The sequence below is a fragment of the Aeromonas sp. QDB68 genome (genome assembly GCF_027707405.1).
GTDB classification, from domain to species: Bacteria; Pseudomonadota; Gammaproteobacteria; order Enterobacterales; family Aeromonadaceae; genus Aeromonas; species Aeromonas caviae.
In genome coordinates this window covers 1-17,457 of record NZ_JAPCIQ010000085.1, presented here as the reverse complement: position 1 = coordinate 17,457, position 17,457 = coordinate 1, and the positions used below count along the sequence as shown (strand labels likewise).

At 62.6% G+C, this 17,457-nt stretch carries 13 protein-coding genes; 5 read left to right on the top strand and 8 right to left on the bottom strand.

Annotation, left to right across the window (positions count from 1 at the left end; genetic code table 11):
• Positions 1-3: 3 nt before the first annotated feature.
• Positions 4-318 (bottom strand): hypothetical protein, encoded by a 315-nt coding sequence (locus tag PG892_RS18185; RefSeq protein WP_270825638.1) that lies wholly within the window; start codon positions 316-318, stop codon positions 4-6.
• A gap of 346 nt (positions 319-664) precedes the next feature.
• Between PG892_RS18185 and PG892_RS18180 the strand changes: the two genes are divergently transcribed.
• Positions 665-1,966, top strand: coding sequence for a sigma-54 dependent transcriptional regulator (locus PG892_RS18180; protein WP_010673560.1), 1,302 nt, complete (start codon positions 665-667; stop codon positions 1,964-1,966).
• A 98-nt stretch (positions 1,967-2,064) separates the two neighbouring features.
• Here PG892_RS18180 and ybaL read toward each other — a convergent pair whose 3' ends face one another.
• Together ybaL and ggt are read right to left on the bottom strand one after the other, a co-directional pair.
• A complete protein-coding gene (ybaL, locus tag PG892_RS18175; RefSeq protein ID WP_043155825.1) occupies positions 2,065-3,696 on the bottom strand; it encodes a YbaL family putative K(+) efflux transporter in 1,632 nt (543 codons plus the stop codon).
• 364 nt (positions 3,697-4,060) lie between these two features.
• On the bottom strand, positions 4,061-5,842 hold the full coding sequence (gene ggt / locus PG892_RS18170) for a gamma-glutamyltransferase (protein ID WP_270825637.1): 1,782 nt from the start codon (positions 5,840-5,842) through the stop codon (positions 4,061-4,063).
• A gap of 112 nt (positions 5,843-5,954) precedes the next feature.
• On the opposite strand from ggt, the gene PG892_RS18165 reads away from it, so the two are divergent.
• Positions 5,955-6,572 (top strand): arylesterase, encoded by a 618-nt coding sequence (locus PG892_RS18165; RefSeq protein WP_103859086.1) that lies wholly within the window; start codon positions 5,955-5,957, stop codon positions 6,570-6,572.
• A 168-nt stretch (positions 6,573-6,740) separates the two neighbouring features.
• On the opposite strand, the gene rdgC is transcribed toward PG892_RS18165, so the two are convergent.
• Positions 6,741-7,652, bottom strand: a complete 912-nt coding sequence (gene rdgC, locus PG892_RS18160; RefSeq protein ID WP_160837442.1) for a recombination-associated protein RdgC — start codon at positions 7,650-7,652, stop codon at positions 6,741-6,743.
• A 179-nt stretch (positions 7,653-7,831) separates the two neighbouring features.
• Between rdgC and PG892_RS18155 the strand changes: the two genes are divergently transcribed.
• From PG892_RS18155 to PG892_RS18145, 3 genes are all read left to right on the top strand, one after another.
• Positions 7,832-8,260: a GNAT family N-acetyltransferase gene (locus PG892_RS18155; protein WP_103859084.1), complete on the top strand. Its 429-nt coding sequence runs from the start codon at positions 7,832-7,834 to the stop codon at positions 8,258-8,260.
• A 109-nt stretch (positions 8,261-8,369) separates the two neighbouring features.
• A complete protein-coding gene (locus tag PG892_RS18150) occupies positions 8,370-9,596 on the top strand; it encodes an exonuclease SbcCD subunit D C-terminal domain-containing protein (protein WP_103859083.1) in 1,227 nt (408 codons plus the stop codon).
• Positions 9,593-13,348: an AAA family ATPase gene (locus tag PG892_RS18145; RefSeq protein ID WP_103859082.1), complete on the top strand. Its 3,756-nt coding sequence runs from the start codon at positions 9,593-9,595 to the stop codon at positions 13,346-13,348. The genes PG892_RS18150 and PG892_RS18145 overlap by 4 nt, the downstream gene beginning before the upstream one ends.
• A 299-nt stretch (positions 13,349-13,647) precedes the next feature.
• Here PG892_RS18145 and PG892_RS18140 read toward each other — a convergent pair whose 3' ends face one another.
• From PG892_RS18140 to PG892_RS18125, 4 genes are all read right to left on the bottom strand, one after another.
• Entirely contained in the window at positions 13,648-14,193 is a 546-nt protein-coding gene (locus PG892_RS18140; protein WP_053288243.1) for a cytochrome b, read from the bottom strand.
• Positions 14,194-14,447: 254 nt separating this feature from the next.
• Positions 14,448-14,957 carry a PTS glucose transporter subunit IIA gene (gene crr, locus PG892_RS18135; RefSeq protein WP_010673569.1) on the bottom strand — a complete coding sequence of 170 codons (510 nt, stop codon included), beginning with the start codon at positions 14,955-14,957 and terminating at the stop codon, positions 14,448-14,450.
• 43 nt (positions 14,958-15,000) lie between these two features.
• The gene (ptsI, locus tag PG892_RS18130) at positions 15,001-16,728 is read right to left on the bottom strand and encodes a phosphoenolpyruvate-protein phosphotransferase PtsI (protein WP_103859081.1); all 1,728 of its coding nucleotides are present in this window, start codon (positions 16,726-16,728) and stop codon (positions 15,001-15,003) included.
• A 44-nt stretch (positions 16,729-16,772) separates the two neighbouring features.
• Positions 16,773-17,030, bottom strand: coding sequence for an HPr family phosphocarrier protein (locus tag PG892_RS18125; RefSeq protein ID WP_005303128.1), 258 nt, complete (start codon positions 17,028-17,030; stop codon positions 16,773-16,775).
• Positions 17,031-17,457 lie beyond the last annotated feature (427 nt).

Genomic DNA, 17,457 nt, shown 5'->3' with positions numbered 1-17,457 from the left:
GACTCATGATGAACCCTGTTCCATGGCTCCAGATGACAAACATGATCTCATATCAGGGACTTGTTCGCACCTTCCCTGGCTGCCGTTCAGATTGGTGGTGGATTGATTCAGCTGACCAAATTGAATGACGGCCGGACCCGAAATGGCGATGGCGGCAAGATTGCCTTGTTGGTTGTTATTGCCGGCAACCATATTGACGCCCATGGAACCACGAATATTGCTCAATGCCTGAGCACCGAGATCGACCCGGTTTTGTGCCATTGAGGGGGTGGCAAATGCCAGAAAAGGAAATGCTGCCAATGCAATATATATTTTCATGTTCTGTCTCCATATGCCAGGAGGGCTTATTGGAGAGAGCAACGACCATGCCAATTTACAACCATATGATTTTTAGTTGTTTTTTATTTGATATAATTGTTTTTACGTCTCAATGTTGAGAGCGACATATTATGTCGTGAAGTAAGCGCTTATTTATCAATGGATTTATTTTTTCTCACGGATAATTTGGCTGTCTCAATATTGTGGTGCCATCAATCTAAAGGCGGGATGGTTTATAGTTATCATCGTCTGGCCATATTAAATGGCGCCATTTGATGATAAAGGGAGTTATCTGGACAAGTCGTCAGACTCCTTCGTGCAGTGGCGATAACAAGGAGTTGTCCCTATGACAGAAACGGCATTGTTGCTCATCAATTCATGTGCCGTACTGGAAAGCCTGCTGGAACAAGGCGAGTGGCAGGTGGAGCAGGCAAGCTCCCTGGTGGTGGCAGAGAAAAAACTGCAGGAAAAGGACTATCCCCTGGTGCTGGTGGTGATCGAGCATCAGCAGCACGAAGCCCTCTACAACCTGATTGCGCAGCACTCCGGCGCCTTGTGGATCGGCCTCATCCAGCGGGACTGTCTCGCCAGCGAAGCCCTTCGCAATTTGCTGGCAGCCTGTTTTCATGATTTTCACACCTTTCCCCTGGACAGAGACAGGCTCTCCCACAGCCTGGGACATGCCCTGGGGATGGCGCGCCTCATCCGGCGACACCGCCCCCGACTGCAACCCCAGCTTCGTTTCATCCAGGGGGAGAGCGCCCCCATCCGCCAGTTGCGCGACCAGATCGTGCGGTTGCAGCACTGCCGCCTGCCCGTACTGGTGACGGGACCGAGCGGCACGGGCAAGGAGCTGGTGGCCCGGGAGCTGCACTACAGCACGTTCGGGGAGGAGAGCCCTTTCGTGGCGGTCAATTGCGGGGCCATGCCCCATCAGCTCATCCAGTCCGAGCTGTTCGGCCACGTCAAGGGGGCCTTCACCGGGGCACAGCACCACAAGATAGGCAAAATAGAGGCCGCCGATGGCGGCACCCTGTTTCTCGACGAGATAGGGGAGTTGCCACTGGAGGATCAGGCAACCCTGCTGCGCTTCTTGCAGGAGCAGTGCATAGAGGCGGTGGGCAGCCACCTGACGCGTCGTGTGGATGTGCGTATCATCGCGGCCACCAATATCGATGTGGAGCAGGCGGTGGCCAGCGGCGGCTTTCGCATGGATCTCTACTACCGGCTCAACGTGGTGCGCCTGCGCACCCCGGCCTTGTGTGAGCGGGCGGAAGACATCCAGCTCCTTGCCGATGACATTCTGGCGGAAGTGCGGGGCGGGCGGGTGCTCAGCTTCACCCGCAAGGCGCGCCAGGCCATGCAGTCCTATGGCTGGCCGGGGAATGTGAGGGAGCTGCGCAACCGGGTTCAGCGGGCGGTGGTCATGTGCAGCGGCCCCTTCATCGAAGCCGATGACATGGAGCTGACCAACATGGACAGCCTGCTGCTCGACGGCTCGCTCAAGGCGGTGCGCGAAGCGGCGGAGCGTCAGGCCTTGCAACGGACGCTGGCCCGCTTCCCCGATCAGCTCGAGGAGGTGGCCCGCACGCTCGACATCTCCCGGGCCACCCTCTATCGCCTGCTGGACAAGCACGATCTGCTGTGAGGGGACGGCCGTATCGCCCCGTCATGCAAAAAGCCCGGGCAGCAGGCCCGGGCTTCTTGTCTGGTCCCGTCGCCGGGACTCGTGACTTCCGATGAGCTTCAGGCCATCTCCATGGCGAGGTGACAGAGTCGCCGCGCAGCCTCCTCCTCGCTCTTGACCACCTGATGCACGCCGCGCACGCGCAGATGATGCACCTCCTCGTGCTGGTGGGCACAGGCGGCGATACGCATCAGGGCGCCGTATTCCTGCGCCCTGATGGCTATCTCACCGGCCAGCAGGCTGTCATCCAGGGTGATCAGCAGCCAGCTGGCGTTGGGCAGCGCCGCCGTCAGCAGATCCTGCTGGATGGGATGGCCCGCCAGACAGGTGATTCCCATGGCGCGCCAGGGGGCCAGCAGTCGCTCGTCGGTGTCGATCACCACCATCTCCCTGCCTTGTTCATGCAACTGCCGGATGAGGTGCTGGCCTATCTCGTCGGCGCCCACTACCACCACATGGCCCTGCAAGGGGCAGAGGTGAGGTGACCCATCGGTGCGTGGCTCGGGATGGCGCCTCAGCCAGCGCTCCACCTGGTTGAAGACCAGCGGATTGAGCACGATGGAGAAACAGGCGCCGACCAGCACCAGATCACGGGCGACTCCGGGGACCAGCTCGAGCATGACTCCGAGACCCATCAGGATGAAGGAGAACTCCCCCACCTGTGCCAGGCTGGCGGAGATGGTCAGCGCCGTGCGCTGGCTGTGGCCAAAGAGCCGCACGATGGCGAAGGCGGCCACGGATTTGCCGATCACGATGACGAACAGGGTGGCCAGCACGGCCAGGGGCTCGCGCAGCAGGATGACGGGGTCGAACAGCATGCCCACGGAGACGAAGAAGAGCACGGCGAAGGCGTCCTGCAGGGGCAGGGTGTCGTTGGCCGCCTTGTGGCTCAGATGGGAGCTGTTCATCACGACGCCGGCGAAGAAGGCGCCGAGGGCAAAGGAGACGCCAAACAGCTTGACGGCGCCAAAAGCGATGCCAAGGGAACAGGAGAGGACGGCCAGGGTGAACAGCTCGCGGGAGCCGGTGGCGGCGGTGCGGGCCAGCAGCCAGGGGATGAGGCGTCGCCCGCCGATGACCATCAGGGCGATGAAGGCAGCCACCTTGGCCAGGGTCAGGCCGATATCCGCCATCACCTGGGCCGGGGTCAGTGCCTCGCCCCCCTGCTGCAGGTTGGCGAGGATGGGGAGCAGTACCAGGGCCAGCACCATCACCAGATCCTCCACGATGAGCCAGCCGATGGCGATGCGTCCCTCGTTGGTGTCGAGCTGGCCGCGACTCTCCAGGGCGCGCAGCAGCACCACGGTACTGGCGGTGGAGAGGGCCAGGCCAAACACCAGGCCGGCGGTCACGGTCCAGTCGAGCAGTTGGGAGAGGCCAAGGCCGAGCAGGGTCGCAAGGGTTATCTGGACGATGGCTCCCGGGATGGCGATGTGTTTCACCGACAGCAGGTCTTTTACGGAAAAGTGCAGGCCGACACCAAACATCAGCAGGATGACGCCGATTTCGGCCAGCTCGGGGGCGAGCCGCAGATCGGCGACATAGCCCGGCGTAAAGGGGCCGCATACCACGCCGGCCGCGAGGTAGCCCACCATGGGGGAGATGCGCAGGCGGCTTGCCAGCATGCCGAAGAGGTAGGCCAGCACGAGGCCGCCTACCAGGGTGGTGATAAGGGGGAGTGAGTGGTCCATGTCGTCACCTCGCTAATGGCAGTCAGGGGCTACCAGATCACCCGAAGGCGAAGAGGGCAGCTGTCAATGAGCAGGGGGCGAAAGAGACAGAAGTTGGCCGTATCAAGGGGGAATCTTGAGGGCAACAGATGCCGTTTCTATTGAAAAGTAATGCATTTATATGCCATGAGCAACACTGTTCCAGTTTTTTCGTTGATTTTGATGAAAAGCATCTTTAATGCATTGCAATTGGGTGAAATGAGTGTGCAGTTAAAGAAAAATTGGCAGGAATAATCAATCGATGATGATATTGGGAGGCAGCTATGAGCACACGGCATGGAGGAGGCGGGCCTCCTCCATGGTGAACGAGGGTGCTGAAGGGGCATCACTCTCCCCTGGCGACCCCCTCACGTCTGGGGTCTGCGACCCCCAGCCAGCCGTCGGCATGGCGCTGGACGCCCTGCAGCCCGGAGGTCTGCTCGTTAAGCAGGACCTCATGCCCTCTGGCTTTGAGCCCCTGTACCACGGCGTCGGGCGTGCGCCCCTGCTCCAGCTCGGTGGGGCCGTTGCGACTGCCGAAATTGGGCAGGTTGATGGCCTGCTGCAGGTCGAGCCCCCAATCCTGGGTGCCGAGCAGCGCCTTGCCCACGTAGTTGATGATGGCCGAGCCTCCCGGGGAGCCCAGACTCATCTCGAGCTCGCCGCTTGCCTTGTCAAACACCAGCAGGGGCGACATGGAAGAGCGGGGGCGCTTGCCGGGCTCCACCCGGTTTGCCACCGGCAGGCCGGCGGCGTCCACCGAGGTGAAGGAGAAGTCGGTGAGCTGGTTGTTCAGCAGGTAGCCGTTGACCATCAGCCGCGAGCCGAAGCCATCCTCGATGGAGCTGGTCATGGCCACCGCCATGCCGCTCTTGTCCACGATGGAGATGTGGCTGGTGGAGGGCAGCTCCGGGGTGGCGTCCCGGCCCCTGGCCAGCGCCCGGGGCGGGTTGCCGGGCTGGGCGACGCCCATGGAGCGGTTGCCGATAAGGTGCCTCCGCTGCGCCAGATAGCCCTTGTCCAGCAGACCTGTCACCGGCACGTCGACGACGTCGCCGTCGGCCACATACTGGTTGCGATCGGCGAAGGCGAGGCGTGCCGCCTCGCTGTAGAGGTGAATGGCCTCGCTGGAGGCGGCCAGTTGACCCTGCTCCCCCTGTACCGGTTTGAGGGCGGCCATGTCCCGGCTCTCCAGCATGCCGAAAATCTGGCCAAGGGCGATGGTGCCGGAGGAGGGGGTCGGGAAGCCGCAGATCTCGCTCTGGCGATAGTCAAAGCAGAGCCCGTCCCGCAGCTTGGCCCGGTAGCTGGCGAGATCGGCGGCGCTCAGCACCCCGGGGTTGGTCGGGTGGGCGTGCACTTTGGCCACCATGGCCTCGGCCAGCGGGCCGCGATAGAAGGCGTCGGGGCCGTCGCTTGCCAGGGTACGCAGCACCCTGGCCAGGGCCGGGTTGGTGAGCCGGGTACCGGCCGTCTTGGGAGTGCCGTCCGCCTGATAGAAGTAGGCACGGGCGTCCGGATCCCCGGCCAGATAGGGATCTTTTGCCAGCAGGGTGGCGAGGCGGGGGCTTATCACGAACCCTTGCTCCGCGAGGGTGATGGCGGGTTCGAACAGCGTGGCCCAGGGCAGCTTGCCATAGCGCTCGTGGGCCAGGGCCAGGGCACGCACCGTGCCGGGGGCGCCGACGGAGCGCCCGCCCACCACCCCCTCATAGAAGGCCATGGGTTTGCCCTCCTTCATGAAGAGCTGATCGGTGGCAGCGGCGGGGGCTGTCTCCCGGCCATCCACCGCCGCCACCTGCTTGCCATCCCACACCAGCATGAGGGAGCCGCCGCCGATACCCGAGGATTGGGGCTCCACCAGAGTCAGCACCAGCTGGACGGCGATGGCTGCATCGACGGCGCTGCCCCCCGCCTTGATGATCTGGTAGCCCGCGTCCACCGCCAGCGGGTTGGCCGCCGCCACCATGAAGTCACGGCCCTGCCAGCCCGGTTTGTCAATCCAGCCGCTGGCCGCCTCCGGGGCGATCAGGGTCTGGGGAGGAGGGACATAGTGAAAGCCATCCTGGGAGGCGCAGCCGCCAAGCAGGCCGAGGGCGACCAGCAGGCCGAGGGGTTTGAGGGACATGACAGGCTCCTTGTCGGTTTCTTGTTCACCTGCCGAAATGTGTCACACTTGGAGCTTGATTAAAAGTTTGTCTTAATACTCATATGGTTACAAAACTATCAAGGAGGCGCTCATGACACACCGGGGGACGCTGGCGAAACCTTGCATGGCGGGGCTACTCTGCCTGTTGCTGGCGGCCTGCGGGGAGCCGACTTTCAGACCGCTGGCCCAGGGGGAGACCCTGCTCGCCTTCGGGGACAGTCTGACCGAGGGGCGCGGGGTGAGCCCGTCCCAAAGCTACCCCAGCGTGCTGGCGACCCTGAGCGGCCATCCCGTGGTCAATGGCGGGGTGTCCGGAGAGCTGAGCCAGGCCGGCAGGGCCCGCCTGCCCGGGTTGCTGGCCCGGCACAGACCCGCTCTGGTCATCCTGCTGGAGGGGGGCAACGACATCCTGCGTGGCAGCGGGGAGGCTGCCCTCAAGGCCAATCTCGCCGCCATGATAGAGGCGGTGCAGGGGAGCGGGGCCCAGATCCTGCTTGTCGGGGTGCCCCGAAAATCCCTGTTTGCCGATGGCGCTCCCCTCTACGAGGAGCTGGCAGAGCAGTACGGGCTGGTGCTGGACAACGACAGCATCGGCGAGTTGCTGCGAGACCCGGCCCTGAAGTCCGATACGGTGCATTTCAATGCCGAGGGTTACCGCACCCTGGCGCAGCGACTTCATCGACTGTTGCAGGAAAGGGGGGCACTCTAGCGAGGTGTCATGCTGCCGGGGCAGTGCGCCATGCTGCTGCAACCTATGGGGTCAGGAGATTGCGCGGCGGCGCTACCCCGGAGGGGGCCAGCCCGTGGCGATGATGCCGATGGAGATGAAAAAACCGCCGTGAAGGCGGTTTTTTGCAATCAGGCTGAGCCAATTTGCTTAGATGGACTGCTCTTCACCGCCCAGGGCAGCCAACAGGGCCGGGATGAACTGGGAGAGCTCGGCGGTGACCAGGGCGAAGTCGGCGTCCAGGCGGGCGGCGGGATCTTCACTGGTGACGTCGTCGTTCTGCTCGCGCAGCTCTTCGCTGAACTTGAGGCGCTTGATGGAGAGATCATCCCCCAGCACGAAGCTCAGGGTTTCGCCCCAGTTGAGGGCCAGCTTGGTCACCAGCTTGTCGTTGGCCAGGTGATTCTTGATCTCCTCGCTCATCAGATCCTGCTGCTTGCAGCGGATGATGCCGCCGTGCTCCATGGCGCTGCGCAGCTCGGCTTCGTCCTCCAGGGTGAAGGCGGCGGGTAGGTTGCCCTCGTTGAGCCACTCGGTCATGGTGATCTCGGGCGGGTTCTTGAGGGCCACCGGCACCACCGGCAGGGAGCCGATGGATTTGCGCAAGAGCGCCAGCAGATCGTCCGCCTTCTTGGCGGAGCCTGCATCTACCACCATCAGGTTGTCGGCAGGGTTTATCCAGGCGAAGGTCTGGCTGGTGCGGCTGAAGGCGCGGGGCAGCAGGGTGTGCATGATCTCCTCTTTCAGCGCCTCCTTCTCTTTCTTCTTGAGGGCACGGCCCTGCTCGAACTCGATCGCTTCTACCTTCTCCGCCAGCATCTCCTTGACCACGGTGCCGGGCAGCATCTTCTCTTCCTTGCGAGCGCACAGCAGGATGTGGCCAGAGGCGGCGTGGGTCAGGGTGGAGCCGAATTTGCCAAGGGGCTTGACCCACCCGAACCGGGAGATGTCCTGGCTGCCGCATGGGGTGAAGGCGCAGGCTTCCAGCTGGGTTTCCAGCTGCTCAACGGTCAGGTCGAAGGGGCGGGTAAAGCGGTAAATCTGCAGGTTTTTAAACCACATGGCGTCCTCGGTCTCTAGATTGTCCGGTGGGCATTGTACTAGAGAGGCGCTTTGTGATCAGCCAATCATTCTCGCTAAATAAAGGGCGATCGATCTCACAGGGCCCCACCTTGAACCCCCGTGAGCGGGCCCAACTCCCCTAGACTGCGAGTGTTCACATTGCTGACAAGGAGGCGACCATGTTGAGACAGAGTCGGCCGGAAGACATGGAAGAGATCGTCGAAATCTGGCTCCTGGCCTCCCTGCAGGCCCACGATTTCGTCGATGCCTCCTGCTGGTGGCAGGCTCAGGAGGAGCTGCGTACCCGCTACCTCGATCACGCCCGCATCTGGGTGTTCGAGGAGCGAGGGGATCTGCTCGGCTTCATGGCGCTGGTGGAGGATTACCTGGCTGCACTCTTCGTGCGCCCCGATAGGCAGGGGCGGGGGGTGGGGCACGCCCTGTTGCAGGAGGCCAGATCCAGATGTGCCGAGCTGCATACCCGGGTCTTCGTGGAGAACGAGCCAGCGGTGCGTTTCTACCGCCGCCACGGCTTTGAAATCGGGGGGGAGGTGCCCGATCCCCTCACCGGCCATCTTCAGTACCAGATGCATTACCAAGCCGTCTGAATCTGACGTCTGGGGCTGCCCCGGTTGAAAACGGGGGGCACCATCCTCATCTTGTCTCCATCCCGGGGCGCCCTCGCCCCGCTCTCTTCTCCTTATAGAGCCGTTTTCCATGAAGATCCTGCACACCGCCGACTGGCACCTCGGTCATCAGCTTCACGGCCACGACCGCCGCTTCGAACACGACGCCTTCCTCGACTGGCTGGCCGACACCATCAAGACCCGCGACATCGATACCCTGCTGGTGGCGGGCGATCTGTTCGACACCGCCAACCCTCCCGCCAGTGCCTGGCAGCAGCTCTACCGCTTCCTGGCACGGCTGCGGGCCGAGCACCCGGCACTGGAGATGGTGCTCATCGGCGGCAACCACGACTCCCCCTCCAAGCTGGATGCCCCCCACGAGCTGCTGCGCGCCTTCGACCTGCATCTGGTGGGCAGCATCAGCCGGGACGACGAGGGACGCCTCGAGACCGAGCGCCTGCTGGTGCCGCTGCGAGGCAAGAACGGCGAGGTGGCCGCCTGGTGCGCCGCCGTGCCGTTTCTGCGCAGCAGCGATCTGCGCCCAGAAGGGCTCAGGGAGGGGCAGGACAGACTCATCGAAGGGGTACGCCAGGTCTATGAGGCGGTGCTGAGCGAGGGGCGGGCGCGCTGCCATCCGGACCAGGCCCTCATCGCCATGGGCCACGCCTATCTGGCGGCGGGCCAGCTCTCCGAGCTCTCTGAGCGGCGGGTGCTTGGCGGCAACCAGCATGCCCTGCCTGCCGAGCTGTTTGCCGCCGCCGACTACACGGCGCTGGGTCACCTGCACCTGGCCCAGAGCCCGGCCGAGGGGGTGCACTATAGCGGCTCGCCGCTGCCGCTCTCGCTGGCCGAGGCGAACTACAACCATCAGGTGCTGGAGGTGACGTTTGAGGGGGGCAAGCTGGCCCAGCTTGAGCGGATCCCGGTGCCCCGGGCGGTGGAGATGATCCGGCTGCCCCAGAGCGGCCTTGACGAGGCGCTCCAGGCCATCGAGGCGCTGGCGCTGCCCGCTTGCCCGCAGCAGGCGCAGCCCTTCCTCGAGGTGCGGCTGCTGCTGCCCAAACCCGAGGCCCGCATCCGCGAGCGCGTGCTGGCCGCCATCGGCGACAAGCCGGTGCGTCTTGCCCGCATCACGACCAGTTATCAGGGCTCGGGCCAGGGGCTGGCGGACGGTGCCGGCCAGCGCCGGCTCGATGAACTCTCCCCCACCGAGGTGTTTCGCCTCTGCTATCAGCGTCAGTTCGACGGGGAGCCGGAGGCCGAGTTGGTGGCGTCGTTTGAAGAGATCCTGGAGCAGGTGAAGGAGTCCAGCCAATGAAAATCTTGTCGCTGTCAGGGGAGAATCTGGCCAGCCTGACCGGTCAATTCACCATCGATTTTGCCGGTGGCGCCCTGGGGGCTGCCGGCCTGTTTGCCATCACCGGCAATACTGGCGCTGGCAAGAGCACCCTGCTCGATGCCATCTGTCTGGCGCTCTACGACGAGATGCCGCGCTTTATCGCCAATCGCAAGAATGTCGCCGAAGTGGGCCGCATGGATGACGAGGAGAAGCTCAAGGCCAACGACGTGCGCGGCATCCTCAGCCGCGGCCATGCTAGCGGTTTTGCCGAGGTGCAGTTTCGCGGCTGTGACGGCCGCATCTGGCTGGCCCGCTGGGCGGTGCGCCGGGCCCGCAACCGCGCCGAGGGGCGCTTTCAGGCCCAGGAACGCAGCCTGACCGACGTGGTGTCGGGCCAGGTATTCAGTGGCAGCAAGCGGGAGCTGCAGGATCGCATCGACGAGCTGGTGGGGCTCTCCTGGGAGCAGTTTCGCCGCGCCGTCATCCTGCCTCAGGGGGAGTTTGCCGCCTTCCTCAAATCGAGCGCCGACGAGCGTTCGGCCCTGCTCGAACGGATGACCGGCACCGAGCTCTACTCCGCCATTTCGATTCAAACCCATGAACGGGCGCGGGAGGAGCAGCAGAAACTGGCTGCCATCAGCCAGCGGCTCGGTGACGTGGCTCTGATGGACGAGGCGACCCGCGAGCAGTGGGTGAGCCAGCAGGTCAGCCTCGCCACCAATCTCAAGCACGAGCAGCAGCAACAGCAGCTGATGCAGGATTTGCGCGATCTCAACGGCCGCATCGCCGCCCAGTTGCAGGCCTGTCAGGAGGGAGAGGCGGCCCTTGCCGCGGCCGAGGCGGCCCACGGTGCGGCCGCCCCCGAGCGTGAGGAGTTCGCCCGTGCCGAGCAGGCCCAGGTGGCCCGCGCCGATCACGACGAGCTGGCCCGCCTCACCCTGGAGGTGCAGCAGCAGGAGAAGGCGCTGGCCGAGCTTGGCCCCGAACTTGGCAAGTTGGAGGAGCAGACCCAGCAGAGCGCCCTCACCGAACAGCAGTTGCTGGCGGAGAAGATAGCCGCCGAGCGCGAGTGGGGCGCCCTGCAGCCTGAACTCAAACGGGCGCAGGAGCTCGACACCCGCATTCGGGAAAAGCAGCAGCAACTGCAGAAGATCCAGCAGGAGGGGGCGCAGGAGCGGGAGGTGCAGCTCACCCTGGAGCAGGGCTGGCACCAGCAGCGCCAGCAGGTGGAGCAGCTCAAGGCCCAGCACCAGCAGTGGGGCGCCTGGCTTGAGGAGCACAAGGAGCTGGCGCCGGTGGCCCGCCAATGGCAGCCCCTGCTCACCGCCATGCAGGATTGGGCCGAAGATGCCGACAGGCTGCAGCAGCTGCTCACCCTGCGCGAGCACAAGCTGCGTGTCCTCAGGCAGTTGCAGCACCAGCTGGAGCAGGGGCAGCAGGAGCGCGACTACTGGCAACGCGAGCAGGAGCGGCTGCAGCAACAGCAGCACGAGCTGCAGGAGCAGCAGTGGGAGGGGCGCCTGGCCAAGGCGCAGGAGCAGTGGCAGCAGCAGACCGAACAGTTGGGCCAACTGCGCCAGCTGCTGGAGCTGGCCGACTATGGCCGCAATCACGGCGAGCAGCATGGTCGCCTGCAGCAGGAGATCGCCCAGCTGGAGCAGGCGCTCGGCAAGCTGGCCATCCTCGGCGACGAGCTGGCGCCGGCTCGTGAGCGGCTCGCCCTGCAGCGGGACGAGGCACGCCACGCGCTGGAGCAGTCCCGTGCCATCGCCAGTTTCGAGCAGCATCGCCACATCCTGCGCGATGGTGAACCTTGCCCGCTCTGCGGCGCCGAGGAACACCCCTATCACCAGAGCCAGCCACAGGTGGCGGGCATTCTGGGGCAACTGGCGGAGCGCGTCCGCAGCCTGGAGCTTGAGTGGGATCGGCTCAATCACCAATACATTCAGTGCGAGAGCGAACGCCAGGAGCTGGCCCGCCAGCTGGCGGTGCGCCAGCAACATCTGCCTGAGCTGGAGACGCGCGCCGAGCAGCTGACCCAGCGCTGGCAGCAGCTCGGCGGTGCCGAGCTGCTGGGCCATCCGTTGCCGCTACGTCAGAGCCCGATCGAGTGGAACGAGTTGATGAGTACCCTGCTCGGCCGCGGCCAGAGTCTGGAGCAGGGGCTGGCCCGCAGCCAGCAGCAACTGCGCGAGGCCCAGCAGGGGCAGCAGCAGTTGCAGGCCGTGCGCCAGCAGCTGAGCCAGCTGGCCAGCCAGTACCAGCAGTTCGAGCAGCAGTGGCAGGAGGCCGACCGCCAGCGCATCGCCCTGGAAGGGGAGGTGAAGGGGATGGGCGAGCAGGAAGCGACCCTGCGCCAGCGCCTTGAGCAGGGGGGCAGCCGGCTCGACGAGCAGATGGGAGGCCAGCCCTGGCGTCAGTGGCTGGGCAGCCAGCAGTGGCGCGAGTGGCAGCGGGCCTGCGAGGCCTGGCTGCACGGCCAGAGCGAGTGGGAGCGGCTGACCGGCGAGATTGCCAGCCTCACCCCGGCCCTGAGTGCTCAGGAGGCGCGCTTGCAGACCCAGCGTGAGCTGCTGCACAAGCTCGAGCGCGACTACAAGGAACATGAACAGCAACGGCAGGGGCTGGTTACCAGTCGTGCCACCTGTCTGGGGGGCGAGGAGATTGCCCTGGTCGAGAGCCGCTGGCAGCAGCGGCTGCAGCAACTGGCCAGCGAGCTGGAGACGATGCAGGGGGCGGCCCGCACCCTTCGCGAGCGCCAGACAGAGCTCAAGACCCGTCTCAGCCATCTGGAGCAGGAGAAGCAGGTGAGCAGCCGGCGGCGGCGGGAGGCGCTGGGGCGCTGGGCTGCCCACGCCAGCAGCCTCGGCATCGCCGAATACGACCTGCGCCGCCTGCTGGCCATGAGCCCGGATGAGCTTAAGTCGCGCCGCGCCGCCTTGCAGGCGCTGGAGGATGCCCGCGCCGAGGCGCGTACCCGTTTGACCGAGCGGCAGCGGGCGCTGGCACTGGAGGAGAGCAAGCGGGATCGTTACCGCGAGCATCACCCCGAGCTGGCCGCGTTGGCGCCGCCGGAGCTCGACAGCCGGCTGACGGCGCTGGAGGCGCACTGCCGCGCTCTCGACGAGCAGCTGTTCCAGTGCAAGAGCACGCTGGCCCAGGCCGAGGCGGCGGCCCTCAAAGCGGGTACCTTGCAGGAGGAGCTGGCCGCCCAGCAGGCGGTGGCGGATCACTGGCAGCGGCTCTGTGACCTTATCGGTTCGGCCAGCGGCGCCAAGCTGCGCACCTTCGCCCAGAGCCTCACCCTGGAGCGGCTGCTGCTGGAGGCCAACGCCCAGCTCGCCGAGCTCTCCCCCCGCTATCGGCTGGAGCGAGTGCCCGGCACCGATCTGGCGCTGCAGGTGGTGGATCTCGACATGGGGGACGAGGTGCGCTCGGTGGATTCCCTCTCCGGCGGCGAGAGCTTCCTGGTGTCGTTGGCGCTGGCGCTGGCCCTATCCAGCCTGTCGTCGCGCCAGACCCAGGTCGAATCGCTGTTTATCGACGAGGGCTTCGGCACGCTCGATCCCGACAGCCTGGATCTGGCGCTCGCCAGCCTTGATTCCCTGCAGGCGGCCGGTCGTCAGATCGGGGTCATCTCCCACGTGCAGACCCTGGTGGAGCGGATCGGCGTGCAGGTGCGGGTGGAGGCCCTCGGTGGCGGCGAAAGCCGGGTGGTATTGCCCGGCTGACGACGTGTCGCCCATGGCCCTCCATGAACAAAAAGGCCCCTGTCACAGGGCAATGCTGTTCACTTAAGAGAATTTGAGTTCCAGTCCACGTAGTATCAGGACAAAAAATCGAGGGAGGCATGATGCCTCCCTCTTTCTATTGCAAGCCCCGCTGGATAAAGGCTGGAGGAAGATCGACTGGACACAGCCTTGCCCCCTCAACTCAAATCCAATTTATGAATAATCAGTCAAAAAAGTGCTTATCTGAACAGCATTGCCTGTCACAGGGGCCTTTTTGTTGGTGTGCAACCCGTTGCTGGTTATTTGCGCTCGGGCAGCATATTGGTCAGGGTGTTGTCCTTGAGCACATGGTGGTGGTAGATGGCTGCCGCTGCGTGCAGGGCAATCAGAGCATAGCCAATGTTGGCCAGCGTCTCGTGCAACTCCTTGATGGTGCCCTTCAGGCCGTCATCGGGGGCGATGAGGGCGGGGAGCGCCAGGCCGAAGAAGGGAATGGGCTTGCCCCCTGCGCTCAACAGCAGCCAGCCCAGCAGCGGGGTGAGGATCAGGAAGCCATAGAGCGCCAGATGGGCGAGCTTGGCCAGCGTGAGCATCAGGGGGGAGAGCTCGGGCACGATACGCGGTGAAGGGCTACCCACGCGCACCAGCAGGCGCACGACCACCAGCGCCAGGATCAGCAGACCCACCATAAAGTGAAACTCCTTCATCAGGTCGCGTCCGGCCGACCCTTTGGGGAAGATGTCCCTGAACTCCATCAGCGCATAGACGGCGATCATCAGCAGCAAGGTCAACCAGTGCAGCCCTATGCTCAGGCTGCCATAACGTTGTTCGGAATTTCTCAGCATCGTTGTCTCCTCGCCACTTAAGCGGCTTATCTCTTTTCATCCCGTCTCATATCGAGCCAAAGGACCCGCAGGTATCCCTCTTGAGGGTACTCGGCTTGCTTATGCCCGTGTTGATCTCGATAACATTTCTGCCTGTTTGCCGTCATGCTGACCTGTGCGGGAGCCCATGGAGTATCGGGGGATGGAAGGGGCAAAAAAAAACCGAAGCACCAGGCTTCGGTTTTTGGCGGTCGCTGGCGTCAGGCCAGGGCGCATTATTTCTTGATGCGGATCACCGGGGTTTCGCCCACGGTCACGGCGCCAGTCATCTTCACCAGCTCTTTGATCTCGTCCATGTTGGAGATGACCACAGGCGTCAGGGTAGACTTGGCTTTGGCTTCCAGAACGGCCAGATCGAACTCGATGATGGTGTCACCGCGCTTGACCTGTTGACCTTCCTGAGCGATACGGGTGAAACCTTCACCCTTCAGCTCGACGGTGTCGATACCGAAGTGAACGAACAGCTCGATACCAGAGTCGGACTCCAGAGAGAACGCGTGGTTGGTCTCGAAGATTTTGCCGATGGTGCCGTCGCACGGAGCAACCATCTTGTTGCCGGCCGGTTTGATGGCGATGCCGTCGCCGACGATCTTCTCGGCGAAGACGACGTCAGGCACATCTTCGATGGGGACGATTTCGCCGGACAGCGGAGCAAAGATTTCGATGCCGCCAGTGTCAGAACTGTCGTCGGAAACCAGTTTCTTCAGTTTGTCGAACAGACCCATAGTAAAAGCTCCTAGAGATGATTGTCGCTGTTTGCAGCCGATCTTAGCAGACTGCCTTCTGCTTAATAAAGTTATCTACGCACGCTTCGATTTCGGCGGCGGTGGCAAAGCTCAGCGCCTGGTCGGCCATGGCCTTCACATCTTCGAAGTTGGTGTTGCGGATAAGCTTCTTGATACGCGGTACAGAGATGGCGCTCATGGAGAACTCATCCAGACCCATACCCAGCAGCAGCAGGGTGGCGCGTTCGTCACCAGCCAGTTCACCGCACATACCGGTCCACTTGCCATTGTCATGGGAAGCGTCGATCACCATCTTGATCAGGGTCAGGACGGAGGGTGACAGCGGGTTGTACATGGCGGAAATCATCTCGTTACCACGGTCGACAGCCAGGGTGTACTGGGTCAGGTCGTTGGTACCGATACTGAAGAAATCCACTTCCTTGGCCAGATGATGAGCCATCACGGCCGCGGCCGGGGTCTCGATCATGATACCGACTTCGATGGATTCATCAAAGGCTTTGCCTTCGGCACGCAGTTCGGCTTTCAGCGTCTCCACGGTAGCCTTCAGGCTGCGGAACTCTTCGACGGAGATGATCATCGGGAACATGATGCGCAGTTTGCCGAAGGCAGACGCACGCAGGATGGCCCGCAGCTGGGCGTGCATAATGTCGGTGCGATCGAAGAAGATACGCACGGCACGCCAGCCCAGGAAGGGGTTCATCTCTTTCGGGAAATTCATGTAGGGCAGTTCTTTGTCGCCGCCGATGTCCATGGTACGGACGATGATCGGTTGATCCGGCATGGCTTCGGCCACTTCTTTGTAAGCCTTGAACTGCTCGTCTTCGGTCGGCAGCGCGTCACGGTCCATGAACAGGAACTCGGTACGGTACAGACCCACGCCTTCGGCGCCGTTGCGGATGGCGCCTTCGGTATCCTTGACGGTCCCGATGTTGGCGCACACTTCGACCTGGTGGCCATCCAGAGTGATGGCAGGCAGGTCTTTGAGCTTGGCCAGCTCGTCCTTCTCGGCCTGGAACTGGGCCTGGAACTTCTTGGCTTCGTTCAACTGGTCGGCGGTCGGGTTGATGATGACCTGGTTGTTGATCGCATCCAGCACCAGCGTGTCACCGTTCTTGACGCGCTCGGTGATGTCGTTGGTGCCCACAACGGCCGGCAGCTCCAGGGAGCGGGCCATGATGGAGGTGTGGGAGGTACGGCCACCGATGTCGGTGACGAAGCCCAGCACGTATTTCAGGTTGATCTGAGCGGTTTCAGACGGGGTCAGGTCTTTGGCGACCAGGATGACCTCTTCGTCGATGGTGCTCAGGTTGACAACGGCGATGCCCAGTACGTTCTTGACCAGACGGGTGCCGATGTCACGGAAGTCGGTGGCGCGCTCACGCAGATAGGGGTCATCCAGATCGGCCATCATCTTGGCGTACTGTTCGATCACCTCGTGAACGGCTCTGTCGGCAGAGGCCTTGTGTTCTTTGATGAAGGATCTGATATCCCCTTCCAGCTCTTCATCTTCGAGCAGCATGATGTGGCCTTCGAAGATGGCCTCTTTTTCTTCACCGAAGGTGCGACCGGCCATCTCTTTGATGGCTTCCAGCTGTGCGGCTGATTTGGTGCGGGCTTCGAGGAAGCGGTTGATCTCGGCATCAATCTGTTCGGCGGGAATCTTGCCCTGATTGATAACGATTTCATCTTCTTTCAGAAGAAGCGCCTTGCCGAATGCGATACCGGGGGACGCAAGAATGCCAGATATCATAATCCTTCCTATTAAAACGACTGTGGGGGAGGAGTAAAGCTGGATTACTCCAGCTCGTCCATCAGGGCAACCAGCTTCTCAACGGCTTTCTGAGCGTCCGGGCCGTCAGCCTGGATGGTCACGTTGGTGCCTTTGGTCAGACCCAGGGTCTGGAGCTTGAACAGGCTCTTGGCGCTGGCGGATTTGCCACCGGAGACCACAGTGATCTCGCTTTGGAATTCTTTGGCTTCTTTCACGAACTGAGCTGCAGGACGGGTGTGCAGGCCGTTTTCAGCAGTAATAACAACAGACTTCTCGTACATGGTTTCACCCCATATTATTGATATTGTTTGGAGAGATGGTCGCCAATGAGGCTTCCTGTCTCACCGTGTCAGTATGGATATGTTGTAAAGTAACGAAATCAGACCTGCAATGGTTTAATCCAGGTCAATTTTCTGTGCAGTATTCGGCGTCGTGGCCAGGTATTTTTTCGCTATCAGGCTGCAAGCCGCGTCAGGCCTGGTCTGAAATTATTTTCTAACGAAAAATAACACTTTGTTACCTTGTGATACCTTGCCAGCAAACACCTCGTGACGCCGCACAGGATATGAGATTTATCACAGAATGTCTGCTTTTTTTGTCATATCCAAGTTTGTTATTTTACCCCAAAAAATAAGGTTCTTCGCGGGATCTTGGGGAAGTGGAAGTTGACAGACAGGGTGCTGGTAAACTGGCTGTCTCCAAACACAC

Coding starts and splice junctions, on each gene's coding strand:
- PG892_RS18185 (WP_270825638.1), bottom strand. CDS start 318: ATGAAAATATATATTGCATTGGCAGCATTTCCTTTTCTGGCATTTGCC.
- PG892_RS18180 (WP_010673560.1), top strand. CDS start 665: ATGACAGAAACGGCATTGTTGCTCATCAATTCATGTGCCGTACTGGAA.
- ybaL (WP_043155825.1), bottom strand. CDS start 3,696: ATGGACCACTCACTCCCCCTTATCACCACCCTGGTAGGCGGCCTCGTG.
- ggt (WP_270825637.1), bottom strand. CDS start 5,842: ATGTCCCTCAAACCCCTCGGCCTGCTGGTCGCCCTCGGCCTGCTTGGC.
- PG892_RS18165 (WP_103859086.1), top strand. CDS start 5,955: ATGACACACCGGGGGACGCTGGCGAAACCTTGCATGGCGGGGCTACTC.
- rdgC (WP_160837442.1), bottom strand. CDS start 7,652: ATGTGGTTTAAAAACCTGCAGATTTACCGCTTTACCCGCCCCTTCGAC.
- PG892_RS18155 (WP_103859084.1), top strand. CDS start 7,832: ATGTTGAGACAGAGTCGGCCGGAAGACATGGAAGAGATCGTCGAAATC.
- PG892_RS18150 (WP_103859083.1), top strand. CDS start 8,370: ATGAAGATCCTGCACACCGCCGACTGGCACCTCGGTCATCAGCTTCAC.
- PG892_RS18145 (WP_103859082.1), top strand. CDS start 9,593: ATGAAAATCTTGTCGCTGTCAGGGGAGAATCTGGCCAGCCTGACCGGT.
- PG892_RS18140 (WP_053288243.1), bottom strand. CDS start 14,193: ATGCTGAGAAATTCCGAACAACGTTATGGCAGCCTGAGCATAGGGCTG.
- crr (WP_010673569.1), bottom strand. CDS start 14,957: ATGGGTCTGTTCGACAAACTGAAGAAACTGGTTTCCGACGACAGTTCT.
- ptsI (WP_103859081.1), bottom strand. CDS start 16,728: ATGATATCTGGCATTCTTGCGTCCCCCGGTATCGCATTCGGCAAGGCG.
- PG892_RS18125 (WP_005303128.1), bottom strand. CDS start 17,030: ATGTACGAGAAGTCTGTTGTTATTACTGCTGAAAACGGCCTGCACACC.